The 25,615-nt window shown below is 34.6% G+C and carries 21 protein-coding genes; 15 read left to right on the top strand and 6 right to left on the bottom strand.

The window, feature by feature from the left end:
• Positions 1–7 precede the first annotated feature (7 nt).
• The 4 genes from BT156_RS01600 to BT156_RS01585 all read right to left on the bottom strand — a co-directional run bounded on the left by BT156_RS01600 (position 8) and on the right by BT156_RS01585 (position 5,786).
• The gene (locus BT156_RS01600; protein ID WP_072406546.1) at positions 8–793 is read right to left on the bottom strand and encodes a hypothetical protein; all 786 of its coding nucleotides are present in this window, start codon (positions 791–793) and stop codon (positions 8–10) included.
• 141 nt (positions 794–934) lie between these two features.
• Complete coding sequence (locus BT156_RS01595; protein ID WP_072406544.1) at positions 935–2,389, bottom strand: LptF/LptG family permease; 1,455 nt, start codon at positions 2,387–2,389, stop codon at positions 935–937.
• A 156-nt stretch (positions 2,390–2,545) separates the two neighbouring features.
• Positions 2,546–3,193 (bottom strand): outer membrane lipoprotein periplasmic chaperone LolA1, encoded by a 648-nt coding sequence (locus BT156_RS01590; protein WP_072406542.1) that lies wholly within the window; start codon positions 3,191–3,193, stop codon positions 2,546–2,548.
• A gap of 67 nt (positions 3,194–3,260) precedes the next feature.
• Positions 3,261–5,786, bottom strand: coding sequence for a DNA translocase FtsK (locus BT156_RS01585; RefSeq protein ID WP_072406540.1), 2,526 nt, complete (start codon positions 5,784–5,786; stop codon positions 3,261–3,263).
• Between the two features lie 258 nt (positions 5,787–6,044).
• On the opposite strand from BT156_RS01585, the gene BT156_RS01580 reads away from it, so the two are divergent.
• The 5 genes from BT156_RS01580 to BT156_RS01560 all read left to right on the top strand — a co-directional run bounded on the left by BT156_RS01580 (position 6,045) and on the right by BT156_RS01560 (position 12,163).
• The gene (locus tag BT156_RS01580) at positions 6,045–6,689 is read left to right on the top strand and encodes a cysteine hydrolase family protein (protein WP_083582264.1); all 645 of its coding nucleotides are present in this window, start codon (positions 6,045–6,047) and stop codon (positions 6,687–6,689) included.
• A 72-nt stretch (positions 6,690–6,761) separates the two neighbouring features.
• On the top strand, positions 6,762–7,346 hold the full coding sequence (locus BT156_RS01575; RefSeq protein ID WP_072406538.1) for a Crp/Fnr family transcriptional regulator: 585 nt from the start codon (positions 6,762–6,764) through the stop codon (positions 7,344–7,346).
• A gap of 192 nt (positions 7,347–7,538) precedes the next feature.
• Positions 7,539–10,784 (top strand): cytochrome c biogenesis protein CcsA, encoded by a 3,246-nt coding sequence (gene ccsA, locus BT156_RS01570; RefSeq protein ID WP_072406536.1) that lies wholly within the window; start codon positions 7,539–7,541, stop codon positions 10,782–10,784.
• A gap of 246 nt (positions 10,785–11,030) precedes the next feature.
• A complete protein-coding gene (locus BT156_RS01565) occupies positions 11,031–11,900 on the top strand; it encodes an SPFH domain-containing protein (protein WP_072406534.1) in 870 nt (289 codons plus the stop codon).
• 74 nt (positions 11,901–11,974) lie between these two features.
• A complete protein-coding gene (locus BT156_RS01560; protein ID WP_054508887.1) occupies positions 11,975–12,163 on the top strand; it encodes a type II toxin-antitoxin system antitoxin in 189 nt (62 codons plus the stop codon).
• 77 nt (positions 12,164–12,240) lie between these two features.
• On the opposite strand, the gene BT156_RS01555 is transcribed toward BT156_RS01560, so the two are convergent.
• Complete coding sequence (locus tag BT156_RS01555) at positions 12,241–12,438, bottom strand: hypothetical protein (protein WP_072406532.1); 198 nt, start codon at positions 12,436–12,438, stop codon at positions 12,241–12,243.
• A 134-nt stretch (positions 12,439–12,572) separates the two neighbouring features.
• Between BT156_RS01555 and amaB the strand changes: the two genes are divergently transcribed.
• From amaB to BT156_RS01505, 10 genes are all read left to right on the top strand, one after another.
• Positions 12,573–14,123, top strand: coding sequence for an L-piperidine-6-carboxylate dehydrogenase (amaB, locus tag BT156_RS01550; RefSeq protein WP_072406530.1), 1,551 nt, complete (start codon positions 12,573–12,575; stop codon positions 14,121–14,123).
• Positions 14,124–14,237: 114 nt separating this feature from the next.
• The gene (gene lat, locus BT156_RS01545) at positions 14,238–15,563 is read left to right on the top strand and encodes an L-lysine 6-transaminase (RefSeq protein ID WP_072406528.1); all 1,326 of its coding nucleotides are present in this window, start codon (positions 14,238–14,240) and stop codon (positions 15,561–15,563) included.
• Positions 15,564–15,625: 62 nt separating this feature from the next.
• A complete protein-coding gene (locus tag BT156_RS01540; protein ID WP_072406526.1) occupies positions 15,626–15,856 on the top strand; it encodes a DUF2007 domain-containing protein in 231 nt (76 codons plus the stop codon).
• A gap of 463 nt (positions 15,857–16,319) precedes the next feature.
• Positions 16,320–16,832, top strand: a complete 513-nt coding sequence (locus tag BT156_RS01535; RefSeq protein WP_072406524.1) for a GNAT family N-acetyltransferase — start codon at positions 16,320–16,322, stop codon at positions 16,830–16,832.
• A 117-nt stretch (positions 16,833–16,949) separates the two neighbouring features.
• Positions 16,950–17,405, top strand: coding sequence for a transcriptional regulator (locus BT156_RS01530; protein WP_072406522.1), 456 nt, complete (start codon positions 16,950–16,952; stop codon positions 17,403–17,405).
• Position 17,406: 1 nt separating this feature from the next.
• Complete coding sequence (locus BT156_RS01525; RefSeq protein WP_072406520.1) at positions 17,407–18,594, top strand: efflux RND transporter periplasmic adaptor subunit; 1,188 nt, start codon at positions 17,407–17,409, stop codon at positions 18,592–18,594.
• 1 nt (position 18,595) lies between these two features.
• Positions 18,596–21,742 (top strand): efflux RND transporter permease subunit, encoded by a 3,147-nt coding sequence (locus tag BT156_RS01520; RefSeq protein WP_072406518.1) that lies wholly within the window; start codon positions 18,596–18,598, stop codon positions 21,740–21,742.
• Between the two features lie 95 nt (positions 21,743–21,837).
• Positions 21,838–23,253, top strand: coding sequence for a TolC family protein (locus BT156_RS01515; RefSeq protein ID WP_072406516.1), 1,416 nt, complete (start codon positions 21,838–21,840; stop codon positions 23,251–23,253).
• Positions 23,254–23,415: 162 nt separating this feature from the next.
• Positions 23,416–23,910, top strand: coding sequence for a GNAT family N-acetyltransferase (locus BT156_RS01510; protein WP_072406514.1), 495 nt, complete (start codon positions 23,416–23,418; stop codon positions 23,908–23,910).
• Positions 23,907–24,383: a MarR family winged helix-turn-helix transcriptional regulator gene (locus BT156_RS01505; protein WP_072406512.1), complete on the top strand. Its 477-nt coding sequence runs from the start codon at positions 23,907–23,909 to the stop codon at positions 24,381–24,383. The genes BT156_RS01510 and BT156_RS01505 overlap by 4 nt, the downstream gene beginning before the upstream one ends.
• Positions 24,384–24,438: 55 nt before the next feature.
• On the opposite strand, the gene BT156_RS01500 is transcribed toward BT156_RS01505, so the two are convergent.
• Positions 24,439–25,470 (bottom strand): acyltransferase family protein, encoded by a 1,032-nt coding sequence (locus BT156_RS01500; protein ID WP_083582263.1) that lies wholly within the window; start codon positions 25,468–25,470, stop codon positions 24,439–24,441.
• Positions 25,471–25,615: the final 145 nt, after the last annotated feature.

Raw genomic sequence — 25,615 nt, 5'->3', positions numbered from 1 at the left:
TAGTAGATTATTTACAGTTTTCGTTGTAATCGTAGATCACTTCGTTCACGATAGATAATTTGTCTACGGTTGCATTTTTGATCTCATCTCTGATAAATTTTCCAAGTCCGGATCTTTGCTTTTCTTCATTTTTTAAAGACCCATATTCGCCTTTTGCAGCTTTTGCTTTTGTGAAAGGACAGTCAGCAATGGCAATTTTTACTTTTGCAGGCGTAAAATCTTCAACTTTTCCTCCTTTTTTTGAGTAAACATAATCAGGATTATTCATTAGTCTTTCCGTTTCCTGTCTCGTGATCGCTTGTGAACTGTTTGCTGAAATTGATGTTGGATAACCATACATTTTATAAACTCTGATCTTTCCTTCTGTCACAACTTCTGCAAACTGTGAAGTTCTTGTAAGGTTATTTAATGCTTTAAACCCTGCTCCTAAACCTGTTGAGCTTTCGGAACTGTTAAGTGCTTCTCTTGTATTGGTATATTTTATAGATTGAAAAACCCTTGGAGTATCACCTTCATACAACATATATTCTTTGATGTCATCGGCCTCATAAGTTTTAAATTTGATCTTGTTTTTCACTTTATCGATGTCAGCAACAGCAGCAAATTTTACTTTTAACTGATTCTGCCACGGACTAGAATAACCTCCATTTAAATGCACAACACCTTCAACTTTCTTTCCGGATTTATCAATGATATATCCGTATTTTTCACCATTATAAGTTGTAGTTTCTTCCTGAGCATAAACATTCAGAGAGAAAAGTCCAAATATGCCAATTAGTAATAATTTCTTCATACAATTTTAATTAATTTCCGTAAAGATAATTTTTTAAATTTAAATAAATATTTAGGCTAAAAAAATTAACAATCAGCCACAAAAAAAGATCCAGAAAACTCTGAATCTTTTAATTTTTAAATGCTTTAATCTTAATTAAAACTATTGATATCTTTTATGCTCTTTATTCTTAGAGAATAGTTTTGTGATCGGTTTAAATAGCACTTTATATTTCTCAGCATCAAACAATTGAGAGTCGGTAAGTGCTTTATAAGTCATCCAAACTCCAAAAGGGAAGAGAATGATATTAGGAAGCCAGGCAGCCAGATAAGGGTTCATTTTTCCTGCCCAGGCTATGTTTTCAACCCCAACATTAATGACATAAAATATGATAAAAATTACAATCGCAATGATTACCGGAAGCCCCATTCCTCCTTTTCTGATGATTGAACCTAAACTTGCTCCAATTAAAAAGAAAATAATACAGGTGAAAGAATAAGTCACAATTCTTTGCTGATAAATAACAACCTTACTAAAATATTTTACATTCGGGTTGATATCGTTATTTTTTGTATCTAAAGTCGTCTTTAAATTATCCAATCTGTTATGAGCATTGTAGATCATATCCAGTTTTTTGTCACTTTTTACGGTGTCTAATTTAATTTGAGCTTTTGGAATCGCTTTAGATTTATTCTGATCCATATACGTTATCACAGAATTGGCCTGACTTAACGCATCATTACTTGCCGAAGTAAAGAATCTTTCATTATCCTTCTTACTTTTGTCAATCGTTTTATTAAGCTGATTGAAGGTCTGGAAACGGTAATCATCCGTAATCTGCTCTTCCTCGATAGCTTTATTAATAATGTCACTGATGTCGAAATGCGATGTTAAAGTATCAAATTTAATTGCCTGATCAGGTTGTTTTAACCTTACATTATCACCTTTTCTTCCAAAATTATCTTCAAAAATATATCCGTTGTAAAGAACCAATTTTAAATAGTTCTTATTGGCTGCAGGAACAAATTTCCCTTTTTCTGCTACAATCGATTGCTGGTTTTCATATGTACTTGCTTTTCTGTGAACGAAAACCCCTTCAATATTTTCACCGTTATCCCCGTAAATTTTATCAAACTTCACCATATATCCGGGAAGCTGATCGATAAACTGTCCGGGCGTAAAGTTCAGTGCAGGTTTTGTCTGAGCAATATTAAAAAGCATATTTTTGGCCTTTCTCTGGAAATCCGGAATGATGTTATTCGAAAAGAAAAACAGCATGATCGCCAGTGCCGTGGAAACTCCCAAAAGAGGCATCATTACTCGGGTTAGAGAAATTCCGGCGGCCTTCATTGCAGCAAGCTCGTACCGTTCTCCAAATTCACCGAAAGACATGATACTCGCCAAGAGGATCGTAAGCGGTAAAACCATACTTATTACACTCACTCCAAGGTAGAACAGCAATTTAAGGATTTGCCAGTAGCTTAATCCTTTTCCCATAAACTGCCCCAACTGAACCCAGATAATGTTTACAATAAATATGAAAAACAATACGCTGAATATAAAGAAAAACGGTCCAAAGAAGGTTTTTATGATATATCGGTCTAGTATTTTTAACATGCGCCAAAATTAATGAAAAAGCCACAAAGTTTTCTTTGTGACTCTATATTTTATTATTTTTTTATCATTAAGTAAAAACGCGAAATCGTAAAACAGCAAATTTGCTTTTGAATAATTGATTCTGATGCGGTTCTCCGATTTCGCTATTTTCCTTTTTTATAGTTCTGTGATAATGTAATTTTTGTATTTATTCTTATCAAATACAAACATATTGGCATCAAGATCCTGATTTTCTTTATACTCTTTAATGGCAATTACGGCAACGTCTTTATTATTTCCGTGCTGTTCTAGTTTTACCATTTGTTTTTTAGCAGAATCTACGAAAATGTAGACATATTTTAATCCGTTTGCTTTTACCGGAGTTAATTTAATGAAATCTGCGTTTACTCCGTTTACATTTTTCTTGCCATCATACGTTACATTATAATCATTTCTGTAGGTAGAAAGGTAATTGATAGGGGAGAACATGGTGCTGCTTGCGTTTGGTTTTGCAACAGTTACTTCCATGTCTTCTGTATTGATGTTGTAGATTTTGCTACCGTCGAAGATCTGTTCTGTATCCATGATCTTCAATTTATATTTATCTCCTGCAGCATAATAAATTCCCGGTTCTGTTTTTCCAACAGCTCCGTTTACACCGCTTCCGAAAGAAAATTTAAAATAAGTGTTCTTTTTAGATTTATAATTTGCGGTGATGTCGTCTAATATTTTTTTAGCCTTAGCATCAATTTTTTGTGCATTGGTAAATCCAACTGCTCCCACTACAAATCCTCCTAATATTATTTTTGAAATACCGTTTTTCATTTTTTTAATTTTATACTCTTAAACATTCCCAACTTCAAAAGGTATAGTCAAACGACGTTTTCCCTTTCTATCTACGCAAATCTTCCAAAAACTGTTCCAAAGAATGAAGATCACTGATAATCACTTCTCTAGCTTTTGCTCCATTGAAACCTCCTACAATACCGCTTGCTTCCAACTGATCCATAATTCTTCCCGCTCTGTTGTATCCTAATTTCAATTGTCTCTGAAGCATTGACGTTGACCCTTGTTGAGTAGAAACAATAATTCTCGCAGCATCTTCAAATAAAGCATCTTTTTCATTCGGATCAAAAGAACCTACATTACTCGTAGCTTCTTCTGAAACATATTCAGGAAGAAGAAATGCAGAAGCATACCCCTTTTGTTCACCGATGAATTCTGCCAGTCTTTCTACTTCCGGAGTATCTACAAAAGCACATTGAAGTCTTAAGATTTCATTTCCGTTAAAATAAAGCATATCTCCTTTACCAATCAACTGATCTGCTCCCGGAGAATCCAGAATAGTTCTTGAATCCACACTTGAGATTACTCTAAATGCCGCTCTGGCAGGGAAGTTAGCCTTAATCATACCTGTAATTACGTTTACAGAAGGTCTTTGTGTTGCTACAATTAAGTGAATTCCTACTGCTCTTGCCAGCTGTGCCAATCTTGCGATTGGTAATTCAACTTCTTTTCCGGCAGTCATAATTAAATCTGCAAACTCATCGACAACCAAAACGATGTATGGTAAATAACGGTGACCGTTTTCAGGGTTTAATTTTCTTTCAGTGAATTTTTTATTGTATTCCTTTAAGTTTTTACAGAACGCATTTTTAAGCAAATCGTATCGTTGATCCATCTCTACACAAAGAGAATTCAGCGTATTGATTACTTTATTGGTATCTGTGATAATGGCATCATCCGTATCCGGAAGTTTTGCCAAATAATGTCTTTCAATTTTTGAATATAGAGAAAGTTCCACTTTTTTAGGATCCACCATTACGAATTTCAATTCGCTCGGGTGTTTCTTGTAGAGTAGGGAAGTAAGGATTGCATTAATCCCAACTGATTTACCCTGACCCGTTGCACCTGCCATCAGCAAGTGAGGCATTTTTGACAGATCGGCCATGAAGACTTCGTTCGAAATTGTTTTTCCAAACACAACCGGTAAATCCATATCCGTATTTTGGAATTTATGCGAAGCAATCACGGAACGCATAGAAACCATCGTAGGATTTTTTCTCGGAACTTCAATTCCGATTGTTCCTTTTCCAGGCATTGGAGCGATAATTCTAATTCCCAATGCTGAAAGATTCAAGGCAATATCATCCTGAAGTTTTTTGATCGCAGAAACTCTGATTCCGGCTTCCGGTACAATTTCGTATAATGTTACGGTTGGCCCGATCGTCGCTTTAATTTCAGAAATTCCAACGTTGAAATTCTTTAAAAGTCCAACAATCTTATTTTTATTTTCTTCTAGTTCTTCTTTATTAATAGAAATTTCTTCATTACCATAATCTGTTAAAAGTTCAACAGGAGGCATTTGGAAATTCGCCAGATCTAATTTGTGATCGTAAAGTCCATGCTTGTCAACAAGATCTTTAGATTTTCTGTCAGATTCATCCAGAATATCAATTACCGGAGCAACTTCTACATTGAATTTTATCTCATCTCTAACAACTGGTTTTGGAGGATTAATATCAAACGCTTCTTCCGGAGTTGAAACCGGAACAGCCGGTTTTGTATTCAGATTTAAACTGACAGATGATTGTGAAAAATCATTTTTATCTTCTTCAAATGAAGTATGATTTGGAGTTGTGATCGTTTCTAAATTTGTTGAAACAGGAACCTCAGGAAATCCTTTCGGAACACTCACAGGTTCTTCAACTTTTATTTTCTGCGTTGTATCCGTTACCGAAACATGAGAAGATGTTTCTTTGATTTCTTCTTCCAATTCTTCATCAGCTTCAAAGTTTTCCTCAGAATTTGGCATCATTGATTTTACCTTTCCGATCGTATTTTCATTGATTTTATCCAATTTGGCTTTCATCGAGCTTGGACGAAGATTAAATTCGAGAATAAAATACAAGGCAATACTGGCAACCAAAACCGTCCAAAGACCAACGCTTCCAATAATTGCATTCAAAGAATCCATGATCTGATAACCATAAACTCCGCTTAAAACACCTTGTCCTTTGGTGATCGCTCCAAACAAAACAGGAAGCCAGCAAATGAAGAATAAAGAGTGTCCGAAGGTCATCCAGGGTTTAAAGATCTTCTTTTTAAGGATCATTGTACCTGTCACCGTGAAAAGAAACGCTATAATAAAAGAGGCAACGCCTATACTTTCAAAAATAAAGAGATTACCGAGCCAATCGCCCAGTTTCCCAAAAATATTTGATGATTTTATACTCTTATCGAGCATTGTTCCTGCCTGGCTTTGATCTGCTTTCCAATTCATTAAATAAGAAATGAACGAGAAAACAAGCACTACAGAAAAAAGTATAAAAGTAAGCCCGATGAAAATACGTGGCTTAGATAAGATTTTGCCTTTTTCAGGCGATTCCGCTTGTTGTTTTTGTGTCTTTTTGTCCATAATATCAGTGTGGGCAAATTTAGTGTTTTTTCAATACTAATGAATTTTTTTTAACCAAAATAGAACTGTAATTTATGTTAATTTTTTTATAATAAACTTCACTTTTAAAAGGAAGCTACTTTAAAATTTAAAACCATTGAAGTAATAAATTAATTTCATTTAAATAAAAATGGTATAAAATGCTTTTTTGAACTAGTTCAATTTTTTTGAATTGAAGGCTCTGTAATTTTGCATCATAATAATTAAACAATAGAAATTATGAAAAATTTATTTAAAATCACGGTGACCATCTGTTTGATCTTCATTTCATTAATTAAAATTAACGCACAGAAAAAAAGAAACATGGAAAATACAGCATTATTAATCATTGATGTTCAAAACGATTATTTCAAAGGAGGAAAAATGACTTTGGCAGGAGCAGACGAAGCCGGTAAAAAAACACAGCAGGTTTTAGAGTATTTTAGAAAAAACAATCTTCCGGTAATCAACATCAGGCATATTGCAACCAACAAAGGAGCAGATTTCTTTTTACCGAATACAAAAGGAGCAGAAATTAATTCTATAGTTGAACCGAAAAATGATGAAAAAGTAATTGTAAAACATTACCCAAACAGTTTCAGAGATACAGAACTTTTGGAATATTTACAATCAAAAGGAATCAAAAATCTTGTCATTACAGGTATGATGACGGATGTTTGTGTAGAATCTACTACAAGAGCGGCTTTTGATTTAGGATTCAATAATACAATTATCAGTGATGCAACAGCAACCAGAGACAGAGAGTTATTTGGAAAAATTGTAAAGGCAGAAGAAATCCAGAGATCATTCTTAGCCGGGATTTCAACATTAGGAAATCTTTATGCTGGAGTTATTACGACTTCCGATTTACTAAAAGGAAAATAGAATCATTCAAATCAATTATAAATAAAGATGTTAATAATTATTGGTATCTTTATTTTGCTTTAAACATTCATAATGTTCGAATTACTTTATAAAAATATCAGTCGTCACATTTCACTCTCGGAAGACGAATTTCAACGTTTTTCTGAGCCTTTTCAACTTAAAAAATTTCAAAAAAAAGAAACCGTTTTGAGAGAAGGAGATTATTGCCTTTTTGAAGGCTTTGTTGTGAATGGTTGCTTCAAAGTATATTTTTTAACAGAAGACGGATTTGAGCAAACCCTATATTTTGCAGTCGAAAGTTGGTGGATTACAGATCTTGACAGCTTAATCAACAATGTTCCAAGCACTTTAAATATTGAAGCATTGGAAGACAGTGAAGTTTTAATGATCTCAAAAAAAGAAAAAGAACTTCTTTACGAAACGATGCCGCAGGTTGAAAAACTTTTCAGAATTATGAATCAGCAATCTTCGGTGGCATTACAAAGACGCATTTTATCTTTAATGAATAAAACTGCAGATAAGCGCTACCTGGAATTTCTAGAAAAATATCCTACACTCGAACAACGGTTAACCCAACAGCAAGTTGCATCTTACTTGGGGATTTCCCATGAATTTCTAAGTAAAATCAGAAAGAAAACAATGTTAGGAAATAGATAAACTCAATCGCAGGAATAGCTATTTTATATTCACATTCTCAGAGTTTTCAATTTTAAATTTTCTTCAATTTGTTTTTGCTTATTAAGAATGTTTCAAAATAGCGAATATCGGCGTCAAAGTGACAAAAAACAGTTTTTTTTATCCTCTTTATAGTTTATCATGCTTATTTTTGCATGTCAAGTAAAAAAAATCATGAAGAAGCTCCAAGATATTCTTATCTCAACCAGAACAATGGCTGTGCTGTTACTGGTATTCGCATTTTCGATGGCATATGCCACGTTTTTAGAAAACGATTACGGAACTCCAACAGCAAAAGCGTTAATTTATGAAGCAAAATGGTTTGAACTGATCATGGTTCTGCTTATTTTAAACTTCATAGGAAATATCGGCAGATACAGACTTTGGAAAAGAGAAAAATGGCCTGTTCTGGTATTTCACCTTGCGTTCATTTTCATTTTCGTCGGGGGCGCCGTTACCAGATACATCAGCTTTGAAGGAACAATGCACATCAGAGAAGGTGAAACTTCAAACGAAATTGTAACCGACAAAAATTTCTTTAAAATTCAGATTGAAGAAAAAGGCGATGTTCTTAATTATCAAGATGTTCCTTATCTTATGTCTCCTTTGCACAAAGATTTCAACGCGACTTACGATTTCCACGGAAAGGAAATTAAAGTGGTAACAAAGGATTACGTTCAAAGAAAAAAAGACAGCTTGGTTGCTGATCCAGGCGGTGCCGAATATCTACATTTGGTATCAACGGGAAAAACAGGAAGACAGAATATCTTCATTAAACCGGGTGAAACGAAGTCTATCAATGGTACTTTGGTAACATTCAACAGAGCAATTGAAGGCGCTGTAGAGTTTAAAACTGAAGGAGGAAAAATATTCATTAAAACTCCTGTTGATGCTACATATATGACGATGGCAACTCAGGCTACAGGAAATACAACGAAAAATGAATTCCAGCCTTTAGCTTTGAGAAGTTTATATAGCATTAATGAACTTAAATTAGTTGTACCGGAAGGTCTTAAAAAGGGAAAACTACTTTCTATTGAAGGTGACAGAAAGAAAGATGCCAATATTCCCGATGTTTTGACGGTAGAACTTCAAGGGCCAAAGACAAAACAATTGGTAGAACTTTCTGTAGAAAGAGGAAATCCAAATGCTTACAAGCAAGTAACAATGGATGGTTTAAATATTATGGTAGGTTTCGGTCCTAAAGTTTACAATACGCCTTTCGCGCTTAAATTAGATGATTTCGTAATGGAAACATACCCAGGAAGTTCATCTCCGAGTGCTTACGAAAGTCACATTAAAATTATTGACGAAGGAAAACAAACTCCTTATAAAATCTATATGAATCATGTTCTGAATCACGGAGGCTACCGTTTCTTCCAGTCAAGTTTTGATCCGGACAGAATGGGTACTGTTCTTTCTGTAAACCACGATTTCTGGGGAACTTTAATCTCTTATATAGGATACACATTATTATTTTCTGGAATGTTTGTTATTTTCTTCTGGAAAGGAACTCACTTCTGGAAATTAAATAAAATGCTGAAAGACGTTAACAAGAAAAGAGCAGCAATGGTTGTGCTATTGTTCTTAAGTTTAGGCTTAAATGCTCAAAAAATTGAAACTCACGGAACAACAGACGGAAGCAGAGAACACGTTCACGTAGAAGGTGACGGTCATAACCACAATCCTGTGTCTGAAACGGTTCAGCCACAAGGTGCACAGCCATTTACAAAAATGAAAATGGTTTCGCCAGATGAAATTATTGCCAGAAACAAAATCAGTGCAGAGCATGCCGATAAATTCGGATATTTATTGGTGCAGAATATTGAAGGAAGAATTGTTCCGATCAATACTCAGGCTTTAGATATTTTAAGAAAGCTTTACCAAAAAGATGCATTCAGAGGGACAGACGGAAAGTCTTTAACGGCTAATCAATGGTTTATGTCAATTAATACTGACACTCCGAGTTGGACGATGGTTCCGATGATTAAAGTAGATTCAAAAGGTGGAAAAGCGCTTTTAGAAAAAACAAAAGCCAATGAAGATGGATATACTTCTTTGATGAATCTTTTCCCAGCGGATGCCAATGGAAATTTAACGTATATTTTAGATGCTGATTATAACACGGCATTTCGTAAGAAAGCATCAGAACAAACTGAATATGACAAGCAGATTATTAAAGTAAACGAAAGAGTTCAGATTTTTAACGAGTTCTTCAGTGGTCAGTTTATGAGAATTGTTCCTGTGAAAAATGATGCAAATCACACTTGGCATTCTTGGTTAGATCAGAAATTTGAACCGGATATGGAATCTCAACAAGTAATGGGACCTTATTTTGCAGAAGTTCTTCAGGCTCAAAATACAGGAAATTGGAGCAAAGCGGATGCAGAATTGGCAAAGCTTTCAGATTATCAGCAAAAATGGGGGAAAAGTGTAGTTCCTTCAAAATCTAAAGTTGATTTGGAAGTATTCATGAATAAAGTGAATATCAACTTCAAATTATTAATTTTCTATACGATTATTGGAGGATTATTATTGCTTTTAGGTTTTGTTGAATTATTTAAGCCTAATAAGCTTTTAAACAAAATCATTAAAGTAATTATCGTAATAGGAATATTCGGGTATATTTTCCACTTCTTAGGATTGGTTGCAAGATGGTATATTTCAGGTCACGCACCTTGGAGTAACGGTTATGAAGCGATTATCTTTATTTCCTGGGTTGGAATTTCAGCTGGTTTAGCGTTGTACAGAAACTCAAATGCATTAATTCCTGCAGCAGGATTTATGGTGGCAGTAATTATGATGGGATTTGCTCACGGAGGTTCAGCGCTTGACCCACAGATCACGCCATTAGTACCTGTATTGAAATCATACTGGTTGATCGTTCACGTTGCGATTATTGTTTCAAGTTATGGTTTCTTTGCCCTGTCAATGATTATTGCGGTAATCAATTTAGTATTTTATATTATTTCCAGTAAAGAAACATACAAAATTCATCATGATACAACATTAAAAGAATTAGTGATCGTATCTGAAATGTCTCTTACCATCGGTTTATTTGCATTAACAGTAGGTAACTTCTTAGGAGGAATCTGGGCGAATGAATCTTGGGGCAGATACTGGAGCTGGGATCCTAAAGAAACTTGGGCTTTCATCTCAATCATGGTATATGCTTTTGTTTTACACATGAGATTGGTTCCAGGATTAAGAAGCAAATGGGCATTTAATGTAGCAACAATGTTTGCTTTCTGTTCAATGGTAATGACGTATTTTGGAGTAAATTATTACTTAAGCGGACTTCACTCTTACGCAGCGGGAGATCCTGTTCCGGTTCCGGCTTGGGTTTACATCGGACTTGCATCGATGATTATTTTATCAGCCGTTTCTTACGTTAAGTTTAAAGCTTTAAATAAAAAATAGATTTTAAAATCATATTAAATTAAATCCCGGAAAGTAATTTTCGGGATTTTTCTTGTGATATACTTTGAAACGACATAAGGAAACTGAACTTTTGTTTCTTTTGTTTCTTTTGTTTCAAGACAAAAGAAATTTTTAAATAAAAAATAAAATTTCCACGTTAAAAAAACTTATCATTTATAACTCAAAATTCAAAACTCCTTCATATCTTTATGATATCAAAATAATATCACTTTAAAATTAACAATTATGGAAAAAGTTTTAAAACCAATGTCAGGTTATCTTGCTTTGGTAATTTGTTTAGTCTTATTTATTGCCTCTGTATTTTTCTTTATAACAGGAGCAGGCAGTGAAAATATTGCAAACATTGTGTTGGCAGGAGTCTGTTTTGTTGCTTTTTTCTTCTTTATTAAAGGCTTAATGATTATTCAACCCAACCATTCAAGAGTGTTGAATTTCTTCGGAAAGTATGTTGGAACAGTAAAAGACAACGGATTGTTTTTCATTAATCCTTTATACTCTTCGCAGAAAATGTCGCTTCGTTCAGAAAACTTACAGGGACAGACTTTGAAAGTAAACGATAAAATGGGGAATCCAATTGAGATTGCCGTAGTAATGGTTTGGCAGGTTGGAGATACGTATAAAGCAGCTTTTGATGTTGAGCGTTATTCAGATTTCGTGAAGATGCAGAGTGAGGCAGCGGTACGTCATTTGGCGATGAGTTTTCCTTATGATAATTTAGAAGATGATCATGCACCGATCACTTTAAGAGAAGGTGGAGACAAGATCAATTCTATTTTGGAGCAAGAATTAACAGATCGACTTTCAAAGGCAGGAATCGTTATTCAGGAAGCCAGAATTTCACACTTGGCTTATGCATCTGAGATCGCAGGAGCAATGCTTCAAAGACAGCAGGCAACAGCAATTGTAGCGGCAAGAACTAAAATCGTGGAAGGAGCTGTCGGAATGGTAGATTTAGCATTAAAAAAGCTTTCAGAAGGAAATATCGTTGAATTGGATGATGAAAGAAAAGCAGCAATGGTAAGTAATTTAATGGTTGTTCTTTGTGGCGAAAAAGCAGCACAGCCTATTTTGAATGCCGGAACTTTGTATAATTAACTTAAAAACATAAAGTAATTCAAAGAAAAACTTTACACTTTTTGCGTTAAAAAAGCATTAGAAAACAAAAGAAAATGAAATCAGAAAAAGCTCAAAATTCTACCGAAAACAAAAGCAAAAAATCTTTCGTCATAAGGATAGATGAGTCTACGTACAAACTTCTGGAAAAATGGGCAGGTGATGAATTCAGAAGTGTAAACGGACAGATTGAGTATTTGCTACATCAAAAACTGGTGGAATCGGGAAGAAAGAAAAAAGAATAAAAATAATCGCCTTCAAGAACAAAAAAGAAAAGCAGAGAAATAGTTCCCTGCTTTTTTATATTCAATATATCAATTAATTAATCAAATATCCCTGTAAAGTAACCGCTGATAATGCTCCAGAAATTCTTTCCAAGAAAATAGATAAGAGTAGAAGTAATGATTCCTTTTACCGTAAAGAAAATAATCCCGCCAATCCCAAATTTTTTAAGCAACTGCTTCCATTTGGAATTTTTCTTATCTTCAGGTGGCTGGTTTACCGTTTTATTATTTTCCATTTCTGAAATTCAAATGATTACCCTACAAAGATAAGTATGTTTATAATTAGTCCAAATAAAAAGTTGCTAAAAAAAATAATTTTTTGGTATTCGCATAATATTTTTATCTTTAGAGGAAACGAAAAGTAATATTTATGTCTAAAAAAGTCAAAGATTTCGGGATCGAAAAAACACTCAAAAATCTAGGTATTAAAGATGATAATAAAGGAACTTCCATAGGTGGAAAATACTTTGCTTCAGGCAAAACAATTGAAAGCTATTCTCCTGCTGATGGAAGATTGATTGGCAAGATAAAAACTTCCGGAGAAAGTGATTATGATAAAGTAATAGAATCTGCTCAAAAGGCATTTTTGGAATTCAGAATGATTCCTGCTCCAAGAAGAGGAGAATTAGTAAGACAATTAGGATTAAAACTAAGAGAATATAAAGATGATCTGGGGAAACTTGTTTCTTATGAAATGGGGAAATCTTTGCAGGAAGGCCTAGGTGAAGTTCAGGAAATGATTGATATCTGCGACTTTGCAGTTGGTTTATCAAGACAGCTTCACGGGTATACGATGCATTCTGAAAGACCTGGTCACAGAATGTACGAGCAATATCACCCGCTTGGAATTGTCGGGATCATCACCGCTTTCAACTTTCCGGTAGCAGTTTGGGCTTGGAACACAGCTTTATCTTGGATTTGTGGGAACGTTACCATCTGGAAGCCATCAGAAAAAACACCTTTCTGTGCGATAGCCTGTCAGAATATTATGGCTGAAGTTCTTAAAGAAAACAATATTTCAGAAGGAGTTTCAAGTCTATTGGTTTCTGATCATGAGATCGGACAAAAATTAGTGGAAGACAAAAGAGTTTCTCTGGTTTCTTTCACAGGTTCTACAAGAGTCGGAAGAATGGTTTCTTCTAAAGTGGCAGAAAGATTCGGGAAATCTATCCTTGAATTAGGTGGAAATAACGCCATCATTATATCTAAAGATGCAGATATCGATATGTCGATCATCGGAGCTGTTTTTGGAGCTGTAGGCACAGCCGGACAAAGATGCACAAGCACTAGAAGACTGATTATTCACGAAGATGTATATGATGAAGTGAAGAAAAGATTAGTGAAAGCTTACGGCCAGTTAAAAATCGGAAATCCATTGGATGAAAATAATCACGTTGGGCCGCTTATCGATGTTGATGCAGTAAATCAGTACGAAGAATCAATCAAAAAATGTAAAAAAGAAGGTGGAAAATTCATCGTTGAAGGTGGAGTATTGGAAGGAAAAGATTACGAATCAGGATGCTATGTAAAACCATGTATCGCTGAAGTAAAAAATTCTTTCGAAATCGTTCAGCACGAAACTTTTGCCCCGATTTTATATTTAATTAAATACAAAACGCTGGATGAAGCAATTGCTATCCAGAATGATGTTCCTCAAGGTTTATCTTCTGCGATCATGACTCAAAATTTGAGAGAAGCAGAATTATTCCTTTCTCATGCAGGTTCAGACTGTGGAATTGCCAACGTAAATATCGGAACTTCCGGTGCTGAAATTGGTGGTGCTTTCGGTGGTGAAAAAGAAACAGGGGGTGGTAGAGAATCCGGTTCTGATGTTTGGAAATACTATATGAGAAGACAAACCAATACTATAAATTACACTGCAGAACTTCCTTTAGCACAAGGAATTAAATTCGATTTGTAAAAGTTTTAATTTAAGTTAAAACAATTAAAAAATTTAAGAGATTTAGATATTCAGAAATTATCAGTCACTAATTTCTAAATCTCTGAATTCCTTAATCACTAAATTTAAAAAAATATGGAACACACAATAGATATACAGGCAAATAAAGTAAAAGAAACAGTAGGAAAGCACGTTTTGGCAGACGGTTTTGATTTCGTGATGGATATCGAAAGATCTCACGGATCATGGCTGTATGACAAGCTTTCTGACAGAGAATATTTAGATATGTTTTCGATGTTTGCATCAGCTTCCATCGGTTACAATCACCCTTACCTTCTTGAAAGATCGGCTTGGTTAGGGAAAATGGCCGTTAACAAACCCACTTTGGCAGACGTTTATTCTGAGGAATATGCTCACTTTTTAGAAGTTTTTGAAAGAGTGGTTATTCCTGAAGAGTTGCAATATGCTTTCTTTATTGAAGGCGGAACTTTAGGCGTTGAAAATGCTATGAAAGCATGTTTCGACTGGAAAACCCGTAAGAATTTTGAAAAAGGACTTCAAACGGAAGCCGGAATTTGTATCCATTTCAAGCAGGCATTTCACGGAAGAAGTGGTTATACATTGAGCTTAACCAATACTTCTGATCCAAGAAAATATCAATATTTCCCAATGTTCGATTGGCCAAGAATCTTAAATCCAAAATTATCTTTTCCAATCACTGAGGAGAATTTAGAAGAAACGATCAAGAATGAAAGATTGGCTTTATTAAATATTGAAGAAGCAATTTTAATGAATCCTGATAAAGTGGCTTGTATCATTATTGAACCGATTCAGGCTGAAGGTGGTGACAACCATTTTAGAGATGAGTTTTTATTAGGTTTAAGAAAAATCTGTGATCAAAATGAAATCCTGTTGATTTATGATGAAGTTCAGACAGGTATCGCAATTACAGGAAAAATGTGGGCTTTCCAACATTTCACTGCAAAACCGGATATTATTTCTTTTGGTAAAAAAGCGCAGGTTTGTGGAGTTTTAGCAAATAAAGAGAAATTTGATCAGGTTCCGAACAACGTTTTCAGAGAAAGTTCAAGAATTAACTCCACTTTTGGAGGTAACTTTATAGACATGCTTCGTTTCCAATTGGTGATGGAAGTTATCGAGCAGGAAAACCTTGTTGAAAACGCAAGAATCGTGGGTGATTATCTATTGGATGGATTAAAAAATCTGGCTCAAAAATATCCCGAGAAAATTTCAAATGCCAGAGGAAGAGGTCTAATGTGTGCGATAGATTTGCCAACGTCAGAAGACAGGAATCATTTAATTAATGAACTTTTTAATGACGGTTTGATCATCTTATCGTGTGGAGGTCAGTCAGTTCGATTCAGACCGCACTTAAATGTAACGAAGGAAGAAATTCAATTGGCACTAGACAAAATCGAAAATAATATTAAAAAAATTTAAAACTGAATATTTGTAATTTTAAAAAAAACATTGTACATTTAGATACTCAAACGATATAGAACATGGAAAGAAGTACGAGAGTATCTGTTTTTGAAAGTGATAAACCTTCAGAAATACAGTTAATCAAATCTAAATTGGATGATGCACAAATTACAAATGCAGTTGAAAACAGTTATCTGACTTTTACAACGACGCCAACGGCAACATCGTTAAAAATTATGGTAGATTTGGAACAGGAGAGCAAAGCATTTGAAATTATAGATGCTTATCTTCAACAAAGTGAAAACCAATAAAAAAACAATTTCATAATTTTAAATTTTACTACTTCGAACCGAAAATTGATTAACATTAATTTTCGGTTTTTTTTATCCCTTTTTTGAATACAGATATAAGTATTTATGATTATTTGTAACTCGTAATTTGTTGCGAACTTTGCTGAGCGAAACGTCTTTGCGAACCTTAAAAACAATTAGTAGTCAGAAAAAAACTTTGCGATCTTTGCGTTTAAAGAAAGTATCAGATCAATTTCAAAAATAGTTTCTATAAACTCTTATTTAAACAAAATTTAATTAATTTATTTAATTAAATTATCTGATAGTCAGGGATTAAATAATTATTTTCACAAAAATGTATGTTTAGTATTTAACTTCTGCTCTCAAAAACGATCAATAGATGTAGTTTTCATGAGCTTTTCAGCTAAGATCAGGAGATAAATTAGACTTTTAAAATATTTCAATTTTCAATACTATAATAAACATGACGCAAGAAATTAAACTAAGGAAAGCCGTAATTGAAGACAGAGATCTAATCTGGGAAATTATCCAACAAGCGATTGAAAGAAGAAGAATAGACGGAAGCACACAATGGCAAAACGGGTATCCCAATCTTGACACTGTAGAAAGTGATATTGCAAAAAACTTCGGATATGTTTTAACGGTAGACGGAGAAATTGCCGTTTATGTGGCGCTGATTTTTAATGATGAACCAGCGTACAGCACGATTGAAGGAGCTTGGTTGAGCGACGGAGAATTTGTTGTTGTTCACAGAGTAGCTGTTCATGAAAAGTTTGCCGGACAGGGATTAGCGAAAAAACTTTTCGATCATATTGAACGTTTTACCAAAGAAAATGGCGTACAAAGTGTAAAAGTAGACACGAATTACGATAATATTGCCATGCTGAAAATCCTTGAAAAGCAAGGATATTCTTATTGTGGAGAGGTTTTTCTTGCAGGCGGAATGAGAAAGGCATTTGAGAAGATTATCATTTAACCCAAAAGTTAAATCAATCTTTATTGAATTTTTAAAAGATACTTCATTTATAAACTCTATTGAGTTTGTTCGTTTAGTTCTGAACTAATTATCTAATTTTGCTTCAAATTATATACAATGCATAAGAGTATAGAAATTGACGAAAAAATTTTTCAGGATGCTGTGAAATTCTATGGCACCGTTTTCAATTTACCACCGTTAGCTTCAAAAATTTACGCTTACCTTCTTTTCGATTATGAAAAGATGGGGATTACTTTTGACGAGTTTGTTGAAGTGCTTTCTGCAAGTAAAAGCTCTGTTTCTACGAGTATTTCTTTACTGCTAAGCTCGCAACTTATTGTAGATCACAATAAAATGGATGAACGAAAACGATATTTTTTCATCAATGATGAGTACAAAAAAATAAGATTTGAAAAAATAGTTCAAAAAATGAAGGACGAATTAAAATTATTAGATGATTTAGACAATTTCAAAAAAGTTAAAGATGATGGTTACGACGAAAAAATTGAAGCTTATAAAGCTCTTTTAGATAAAAATATAATAAATATTCAGGAATCACTTAATAAACTATAAAATGAATAATAAACTAGTTATACTTTCTATTGCAGCATTCTCACTCACTGCCTGCAAAAAAGAAGCCCCAAAACAGGATGGCGCAAAACCATATCCTGTAGTGAATGTGGAGGCGAAAAATATCGTAGGTTATCAGACATTTCCGGCTACCATTCAGGGTAGGGTGAATAATGATGTACGTGCGAAAATACAGGGATATATCACTCAGGTTTTAGTGGATGAAGGGCAATATGTTACAAAGGGACAGCCTTTATTTCGTCTTGAAACCAATATTTTGACAGAAAATGCTGCTGCTTCCAAAGCTGGAATTGGTGCTGCAGAATCAAATATTGCGGCGGCTCAGGCTGCCGTAAGTGCTGCCAATGTGGAAGTGAACAAATTAAAACCACTTGTTCAGAAAAATATCATCAGCAATGTTCAGCTGCAGACGGCTCAGGCCAATTTAGCGCAGGCGCAGGCGCAGTTACAGCAGGCAAGAGCTGCTAAAAGTCAGGCAGTTGCTAATTACAAAGGAGTTGCGGCAAATATCGATTATTCTGTTATCCGTGCGCCTATTTCTGGCGTTATCGGGAAGCTTCCTTTAAAAGTGGGGAGTTTGGTTGGCCCGACGGATCAAACAGCTTTAACAACAATTTCAGACACTTCTGAACTGTTTGCTTATTTCTCAATGAATGAAAAAGAATATTTTGATTTCTTAGAAAAATCTCCGGGAGCTACATTACCGGAAAAGATTAAAAATCTTCCAATGGTAGAATTACAGCTGGCAAACGGAAGTATTTATTCTGAAAAGGGTAGAATTGAAGCGATTACAGGACAAATTGATGCTACAACAGGGACAATTCAGTTTAGAGTTGCTTTCTCAAACCCTCAGAAATTATTGAGTAATGGAAACAGTGGATCTATCAGACTTCCAAAATCTTACGATAACGTATTGGTTATTCCGGAAAGCGCAACTTATGAGCAGCAAGGTATCGTTTACGTTTACAAAGTTGATAAAGGTGACACGGCAAGAAATGTTGTGATTAATGTGATCGACAGAATCGACAATATGGCTTTGATAAAATCCGGAGTAAATAAAGGGGAAACTATTATCGCTGCAGGTATCGGAGGTTTAAAACCAGGAACTGCCGTGAAGCCAAAACCAATAAAAATGGATAGCCTTGTTCAATCTATAAAACCGAAATTCTAAAATGATTAAAAATTTTATAAACCGACCGGTTTTATCCACCGTAATCTCAATTTTGATTGTGATTCTCGGTGTTTTGGGATTAATTTCCCTGCCAGTCACACAGTATCCTGATATTGCACCTCCCACAGTAAGCGTTTCAGCAAACTATACCGGAGCCAATGCGGAAACTGTAATGAAAAGTGTTGTAGTACCTTTGGAAGAACAGATCAATGGGGTGGAAGGAATGGACTATATTACTTCCAGTGCAGGAAATGATGGTTCAGCGCAGATTCAGGTATTTTTTAAACAAGGAATCGACCCGGATATTGCTGCGGTAAATGTACAGAACCGTGTGACCAGAGCAACACCGTTGCTTCCAAGTGAAGTTACGCGTTCAGGAGTCGTTACACAGAAACAGCAGACAAGTGCCTTGATGTATATGTCTTTCTATTCTGAAAATAAAGATCTAGATGACGTATATCTTCAAAACTTCCTGAATATCAACGTTATTCCAAACTTAAAAAGGATTAACGGAGTAGGAGATGCCAACGTTTTCGGAGGTAAAAACTACTCCATGAGAGTTTGGCTGGATCCTTCCAAAATGGCAGCTTACGGATTAACTCCGGATGATGTTACGGCTGCGATCAATGAGCAGAGTAGAGAAGCTGCGGCTGGTTCTATCGGACAAAACAGTGGAAGTTCTTTTGAATATATCATTAAATATGTCGGAAAATTCAACGAAAAAGATCAATACGACAATATCATCATTAAAGCGCTTCCTGATGGACAGAATTTGATGCTGAAAGATGTTGCTAAAGTTGAATTGGCAGGACAGTCCTATTCAGGAGTCGGGGAAAACGGAAACAATCCATCGATCAGTATGGGGATCTTCCAGACACCGGGTTCTAATGCTCAGGAGATCATTAAAAATATTAAAACATACCTAAAATCAGCAGAAGGAAGCTTTCCTGAAGGGGTAAAATATACATTTAACTTTGATACCAACGAATTCCTGGATGCATCGATTGAAAAGGTTGTTCATACCTTAATTGAAGCATTTATCCTGGTATTTATCGTGGTTTATATTTTCTTACAGGATTTCAGATCTACGTTGATTCCGGCGATTGCAGTTCCGGTATCTATTGTAGGAGCATTCTTCTTCCTGAATTTATTTGGGTATTCATTAAACCTTTTAACATTGTTCGCATTAGTTCTGGCGATCGGTATTGTGGTGGACGACGCGATTGTCGTCGTCGAGGCCGTTCACGCCAAGATGGAACACGGTATTTCCGATGCTAAAAAAGCAACCGTTGAAGCGATGGACGAAATCACAGGAGCTATTATTTCAATTACATTGGTAATGGCGGCGGTATTCGTTCCGGTAACGTTTATTACAGGTCCGACCGGAGTTTTCTATCAGCAGTTCGGTATTACATTAATTATTGCAATCATCATTTCTGCGATTAATGCATTAACATTGAGTCCGGTTTTATGTTCATTATTCTTAAAACCTCACGATGCTCATCATGCAGAATATAAGAATTTAAACTTTTTACAGAAGTTTTTCTATAAATTTAATATTGCTTTCAAAACGACAACAGATCGTTACGGAAGAGGATTTGTGTTCTTGTTAAGACATAAATGGGTTACTTTAATCATCTTTGCTGTTACAGGAGGTATTTTATTCTGGGCAAATTCTACGATGAAAAAAGGTTTCGTACCAACAGAAGACAGAGGGATCATCTTTACTGACGTTCAGCTTCCACCGGGTGCTTCAATGGAAAGAACATACAATACTTTGAAAACACTTCAGGCAAACGCAATGAAGGTTCCGGGAGTACAAAACGTTACGATTTCTACAGGTAGAGGTTTCTTATCTGGAAACGGAAGTAATAACGGTCTTGCTTTCATTAAGTTGAAACCATTTGACGAAAGAAAAAAAGACAATCAGACTTCTGAAGATATTACTAAAAAACTATTCGGAATCTCAGGAAAAGTTCCGGATGCAAAAGTTGTATTCTTCCAACCGCCAAGTGTACCAGGCTTTGGTAACAGTGCAGGTTTTGAAATGGTATTGCTGGATAAATCAGGTGGAGATTATTCCGCTCTTGATGATAAAACAAACGAATTTATCGGGAAATTGATGCAAAGACCCGAGATTGAATTTGCTCAGTCATCATTTAACACAAAATATCCTCAGTATCAAATGGACATTAATGTTCCTTTGGCCAAGCAGGTTGGTGTTTCTGTAAGTACAATTTTAAGTACAATGCAAGGATATATCGGAGGAGTTTACACCGCTGACTTTACGAAATACGGAAAACAGTTCAGAGTAATGGTTCAGGCACTTCCTGAAAACAGACAAAACATCAATAACTTAAATGAATTGTATGTAAGAACGTCTTCCGGAGTAATGTCGCCAATCTCTCAGTTTGTAACGCTGAAAAAAGCATACGGTCCACAATCTGTGAGCAGATATAACTTGTTTACTTCTGTTAAAATTACTGGAGCCAACTCTGCAGGATTCAGTTCCGGAGATGCGATTACGGCAGTTCAGGATGTAGCGAAGGAAACTTTAAATCAAAATTACGATGTAGAGTTCACGGGCTTAACAAGAGAAGAATTAAATTCAGGATCTCAGACATTACTGATCTTTGGTTTAAGTTTAATTTTCGTTTACTTCATTCTTTCTGCTCAGTATGAAAGTTATATTCTTCCGTTGGTCGTGGTAATTTCTCTTCCTCTTGGGGTAATGGGAGCTTATTTTGGTCAAAAAATCATGGGCTTGGAAAACAATATTTATTTCCAGATCGCCTTGATTATGTTGGTTGGATTACTCGCGAAAAATGCCATCCTGATCATCGAATTTGCCGTTCAGAGAAGGCATCACGGTGAAACGATTGTAATGTCTGCGATTAATGCTGCAAAAGCGAGATTAAGACCAATTTTGATGACCTCATTCGCCTTTATCTTCGGTCTGTTACCATTGGTTTTAGCTAGCGGAATCGGAGCAGTAGGTAACAGATCTATTGCAACAGGTGCCGCGATTGGATTGTTGATCGGTACAATTTTAGGACTTTTCGTAATTCCTGTTTTGTATGTGATTTTCCAAACGCTACAAGAAAAAGTGAAGCCAATTAAAAGAGAAGAAATCAATTTAGCAGAATAAAGTTTAATAGGATTTAGGGATTAGGATTTATAGGAGGTAGTTTAAATCTAACTCCTGATCCCTAACTCCTAATTCCTAATCCCTAATTACAAAAAATGAAGAGTTTATTAAACATCATAAAAGGAATAACTTTTTCAGTCGCAATTCTTGCAGCCGTTTCATCTTGTATGGCGAGAAAAGAATATGAAAGACCGAAAAGTGTTGTAGACGAAAAGCTTTTCCGTACAGATATGCTTCCTACAGACAGTACCAATATCGCGAATGTTTCCTGGAAAGAAATTTTCACCGATCCGATACTTCAAGGACATATTTCTAAAGCTTTAGAAAATAATTTAGATATAAGAATCGCCTTACAGAGCATTACTTCTGCGGAGGCTTATTTAAAGCAAAGTAAAGCCGCGTATGAACCGACAATAAGTATTGGCCCGGGCTATTCTTTCCAGACTCAGTCTTTGAATACCCAAACGGGGCAGTTATTTGGAGACAGAAGATACATCAACCAAATTGACATTACGGCAAGTGTTGGTTGGGAAGCTGATATTTGGGGTAAATTAAAATCTCAGGAGAAAGCTCAATTAGCAACTTATTTAGGAACTGTTGCAGCTCATAAAGCCGTAAAAAGCGACTTGGTAGCGTCTGTTGCTTCTGCATATTATCAGTTGTTGACGTATGATTCTCAGAAAAAGATTATTACGGAAACGATTGCCGTTCGTCAGAAAAATTTAGAAACAACTAAAGCTTTAAAAATATCAGGAACCGTTACAGAAGTTGCCGTTCAGCAAAGTGAAGCGCTTGTTTTCAATGCACAATCTTTATTGATTGATATTGATACTCAGATCCAGTTATTAGAGAATACGATGAGTTTATTAATGGGAGAACCGTCTCACACGATCGAAAGATCAACGTTGGAAGCGCAAAAAATACCAATCGATTTAAAATTAGGATATCCTGCTCAATTATTGGCAAACCGTCCGGACGTAATGAGAGCAGAATACAGTCTGATGAATGCTTTTGAATTAACAAATTCTGCAAAAGCTCAGTTTTATCCTACCTTGAAAATTACAGGAAGCGGAGGGATTCAGTCTTTGGATATTGATCATTTATTCAGTGTGAATTCATTATTTGCGAGTGTAGTTGGAGGTCTAGTTCAACCTATTTTAAATAAGAGAACGATCAAAACCAACTATGAAGTAAGTTTAGCCAATAAGGAAACGGCATATTTAAACTTCAGAAAGACTGTTCTTACAGCCGGAAAAGAAGTTTCTGATGCGATAAGAGTTTTCTCTGTTCAGGATTCTTTCATTGAATTAAAAGAAAAAGAATTGGGAGCTTATAAAAAATCTGTAGATTATTCTCAGGAATTGGTGAACTACGGTATGGCCAACTATCTTGAAGTATTGAATGCCAGCGTAAATTCATTAAACGCAGAATTAAATATCTCAAACGCAGAATACAGTAAAATGAAAGCCGGAATAGACCTTTATAAGGCTCTAGGAGGCGGATGGCAGTAGTCATTTAATCATAAAAAGTAAAACGCATGTTAATTAACTTTAGCATGCGTTTTTTTTATGCAACATATATATCATTAATTTACAGTTATTTAGATTGTTATCAGTTAATTTTATTTGCATATATGTAGTTAACTACGTAGTTTTGTACATAAATTAAATGCAATGTTAGAAATCAGCCTTGTAAACAATACCTATTCAAAATCGATTATAGATTTGGTTCTGAATATTCAGCAAAAAGAATTTAATGTTCCTATAACAATAGATGATCAGCCGGATCTTATGCGGATAGATGATTTTTACTTTGCCAACGGCGGAAGCTTTTGGGGAGCTTTTATCAATGGCGAACTGGTTGGAACAATAGCTTTGGTAAAGTTTGATGAAAAAGCTGCCGCGATCAGAAAGATGTTTGTGAAAAAAGAGTTCAGAGGAAAGGAGCATAATATTGCCCAAAAACTATTAGAAAAGTTAATTTCATACTGTCGCGAAAACGGAATAGATGAAGTCTATTTGGGAACCATATCGATATTAAAGGCAGCATTGCGTTTTTACGAAAGAAATCACTTTACTATCATTGATAAGGAATTACTTCCTTCTAAATTCCCTGTGATGAATGCCGATAATGTATTTTGTTTTCTTGATCTAAAATCCAACTTATGAACGTTATCAATGAAGCCGGCACTCTTGCCCTATCAACAAGATTACAACGTCTTAGTGAGCAGTTACGTAAAGATGGAGCCTTAGTTTATAAAGAATTCGGGATCGATTTTGAGCCAAAATGGTTTCCTGTAATCTTTACATTACATCATAAAAAAATACTCAGCGTCGTAGAAATTGCTAATGAAATAGGGTACACCCACCCCTCAACCATCAGTCTTTTGAAAGAGCTTGAAAAACAGAAAATGATTGCATCTAAAAAAGATAAATCGGATGAACGTAAACGCTTGATCGAATTAGCTCCAAAAGGCCTTGAATTAATAGAAAAAATGAAGCCGGTTTGGGAGCTTATTTCAAAAGTATTGGGAGATATATCTGATAATGAGAATCATTTACTGAAAGCGATTAATGAAGCAGAAGAAAAAATTGCTGCTCAGTCGTTTTTACAGCGAGCTTTACAATTGAAAAATGAATAATCAATTAGAAATGAAATCAGAACAGAAAATTTTGCTTTATTTTTTAAGACTGGATTTAAATTTTATTGATCAATTTACTTCCAAATTTTACAAAAGGCTTTTCAATATATTTATTCAATAGTATGGAAACAAAATAAGATACTCCAATAATGAATAAATAGGCAAGAATAAAATTAAAGTATCCGTTCATTTTAGGTAAAAAATAAAATGCAGGTACAAAATGAATGATATAAATTGAATAAGAATTAATCCCAATTTTCTGTAAAACAGCATTATTGATAAATCTAGAATTTTCTACAACAATGAATAGAAAGCAAAAAGATAAAGCCGAAATCATTGGTATAATTCTGAATGCATAACGGAATCCTTTATATTTATAGTCATTATTATTAGCCGATATGTATATAGCTAAAATTGTGAGTAGTATAAAAACTATGATACTCAATAATTTTAGATTAGCAAAATATTTTTTATTAAGAAAAAACAATATCCCAATGATAAAAACAGAAATCTGATTAAGTATGTTAAAATTATAGAATGAAATATCAAAATTAGGTTTCCTTTGAAAATAAAAAAGTACAATTTGTGAGATTAAAATAATTCCGATCCCTTTTAGGATTGATTTTCCTGAGCTTAAAAAATCAAATAGAAAAGGAAAAAATAGATAAAACAACATTTCAACGCCAATCGACCATCCCCCCGGAACAATAGTATTATTAGCAGAGGGAACTAAGCCATGAATAAAAAAAATATTACTAAATATATTTTTTACGGTATAATATTCTGTTGTTTTAAAGAAATAGTTCAGTGAAAAATAAATAATAATTCCCAGATAATAAATGGGAAATATTCTGAAGTACCTCCTAATATAAAACTTTAAAATATGTTTTTCTTCTTTTTCTCTATAATGACTTGAAAGGCACAATGTATATGCAGATGCAATGAAAAATAACTGAACTCCCATTTTACCATATGCAAAAAGTTCATTTTCAAAAACTGTATTAAAACTAAAAAGTTGAGAGGCATGGACTAATATAACCATGAGAATGGCAATACCACGAAGACTATTAATATGGGAAAGATGCATGGGCAAATATAATAAATCCCATTATATCATAATAATATTTACCTAAACTTAATGCTGAAACAGCAAAGAAAACACAAATAGTAAACATTTTCTATTAAATTCAAATTATAACTTTATTTTTTCTAAAAATATTGCTTTTCAGGTT

It is taken from the genome of Chryseobacterium limigenitum (assembly GCF_900114875.1).
In the GTDB taxonomy this organism is placed as follows: domain Bacteria; phylum Bacteroidota; class Bacteroidia; order Flavobacteriales; family Weeksellaceae; genus Chryseobacterium; species Chryseobacterium limigenitum.
This window is presented reverse-complemented; position numbering and strand designations above follow the sequence as displayed.

Excerpts from the sequence above, each read along its gene's own strand:
- BT156_RS01600 (WP_072406546.1), bottom strand. The coding sequence starts at position 793 with ATGAAGAAATTATTACTAATTGGCATATTTGGACTTTTCTCTCTGAAT.
- lat (WP_072406528.1), top strand. The coding sequence starts at position 14,238 with ATGGAACACACAATAGATATACAGGCAAATAAAGTAAAAGAAACAGTA.
- BT156_RS01575 (WP_072406538.1), top strand. The coding sequence starts at position 6,762 with ATGTTCGAATTACTTTATAAAAATATCAGTCGTCACATTTCACTCTCG.
- BT156_RS01585 (WP_072406540.1), bottom strand. The coding sequence starts at position 5,786 with ATGGACAAAAAGACACAAAAACAACAAGCGGAATCGCCTGAAAAAGGC.
- BT156_RS01580 (WP_083582264.1), top strand. The coding sequence starts at position 6,045 with ATGAAAAATTTATTTAAAATCACGGTGACCATCTGTTTGATCTTCATT.
- BT156_RS01555 (WP_072406532.1), bottom strand. The coding sequence starts at position 12,438 with ATGGAAAATAATAAAACGGTAAACCAGCCACCTGAAGATAAGAAAAAT.
- BT156_RS01520 (WP_072406518.1), top strand. The coding sequence starts at position 18,596 with ATGATTAAAAATTTTATAAACCGACCGGTTTTATCCACCGTAATCTCA.
- BT156_RS01535 (WP_072406524.1), top strand. The coding sequence starts at position 16,320 with ATGACGCAAGAAATTAAACTAAGGAAAGCCGTAATTGAAGACAGAGAT.
- BT156_RS01565 (WP_072406534.1), top strand. The coding sequence starts at position 11,031 with ATGGAAAAAGTTTTAAAACCAATGTCAGGTTATCTTGCTTTGGTAATT.
- BT156_RS01505 (WP_072406512.1), top strand. The coding sequence starts at position 23,907 with ATGAACGTTATCAATGAAGCCGGCACTCTTGCCCTATCAACAAGATTA.
- BT156_RS01595 (WP_072406544.1), bottom strand. The coding sequence starts at position 2,389 with ATGTTAAAAATACTAGACCGATATATCATAAAAACCTTCTTTGGACCG.
- BT156_RS01525 (WP_072406520.1), top strand. The coding sequence starts at position 17,407 with ATGAATAATAAACTAGTTATACTTTCTATTGCAGCATTCTCACTCACT.
- BT156_RS01510 (WP_072406514.1), top strand. The coding sequence starts at position 23,416 with ATGTTAGAAATCAGCCTTGTAAACAATACCTATTCAAAATCGATTATA.
- amaB (WP_072406530.1), top strand. The coding sequence starts at position 12,573 with ATGTCTAAAAAAGTCAAAGATTTCGGGATCGAAAAAACACTCAAAAAT.
- BT156_RS01590 (WP_072406542.1), bottom strand. The coding sequence starts at position 3,193 with ATGAAAAACGGTATTTCAAAAATAATATTAGGAGGATTTGTAGTGGGA.
- BT156_RS01515 (WP_072406516.1), top strand. The coding sequence starts at position 21,838 with ATGAAGAGTTTATTAAACATCATAAAAGGAATAACTTTTTCAGTCGCA.
- BT156_RS01540 (WP_072406526.1), top strand. The coding sequence starts at position 15,626 with ATGGAAAGAAGTACGAGAGTATCTGTTTTTGAAAGTGATAAACCTTCA.
- BT156_RS01530 (WP_072406522.1), top strand. The coding sequence starts at position 16,950 with ATGCATAAGAGTATAGAAATTGACGAAAAAATTTTTCAGGATGCTGTG.
- BT156_RS01560 (WP_054508887.1), top strand. The coding sequence starts at position 11,975 with ATGAAATCAGAAAAAGCTCAAAATTCTACCGAAAACAAAAGCAAAAAA.
- ccsA (WP_072406536.1), top strand. The coding sequence starts at position 7,539 with ATGAAGAAGCTCCAAGATATTCTTATCTCAACCAGAACAATGGCTGTG.
- BT156_RS01500 (WP_083582263.1), bottom strand. The coding sequence starts at position 25,470 with ATGCATCTTTCCCATATTAATAGTCTTCGTGGTATTGCCATTCTCATG.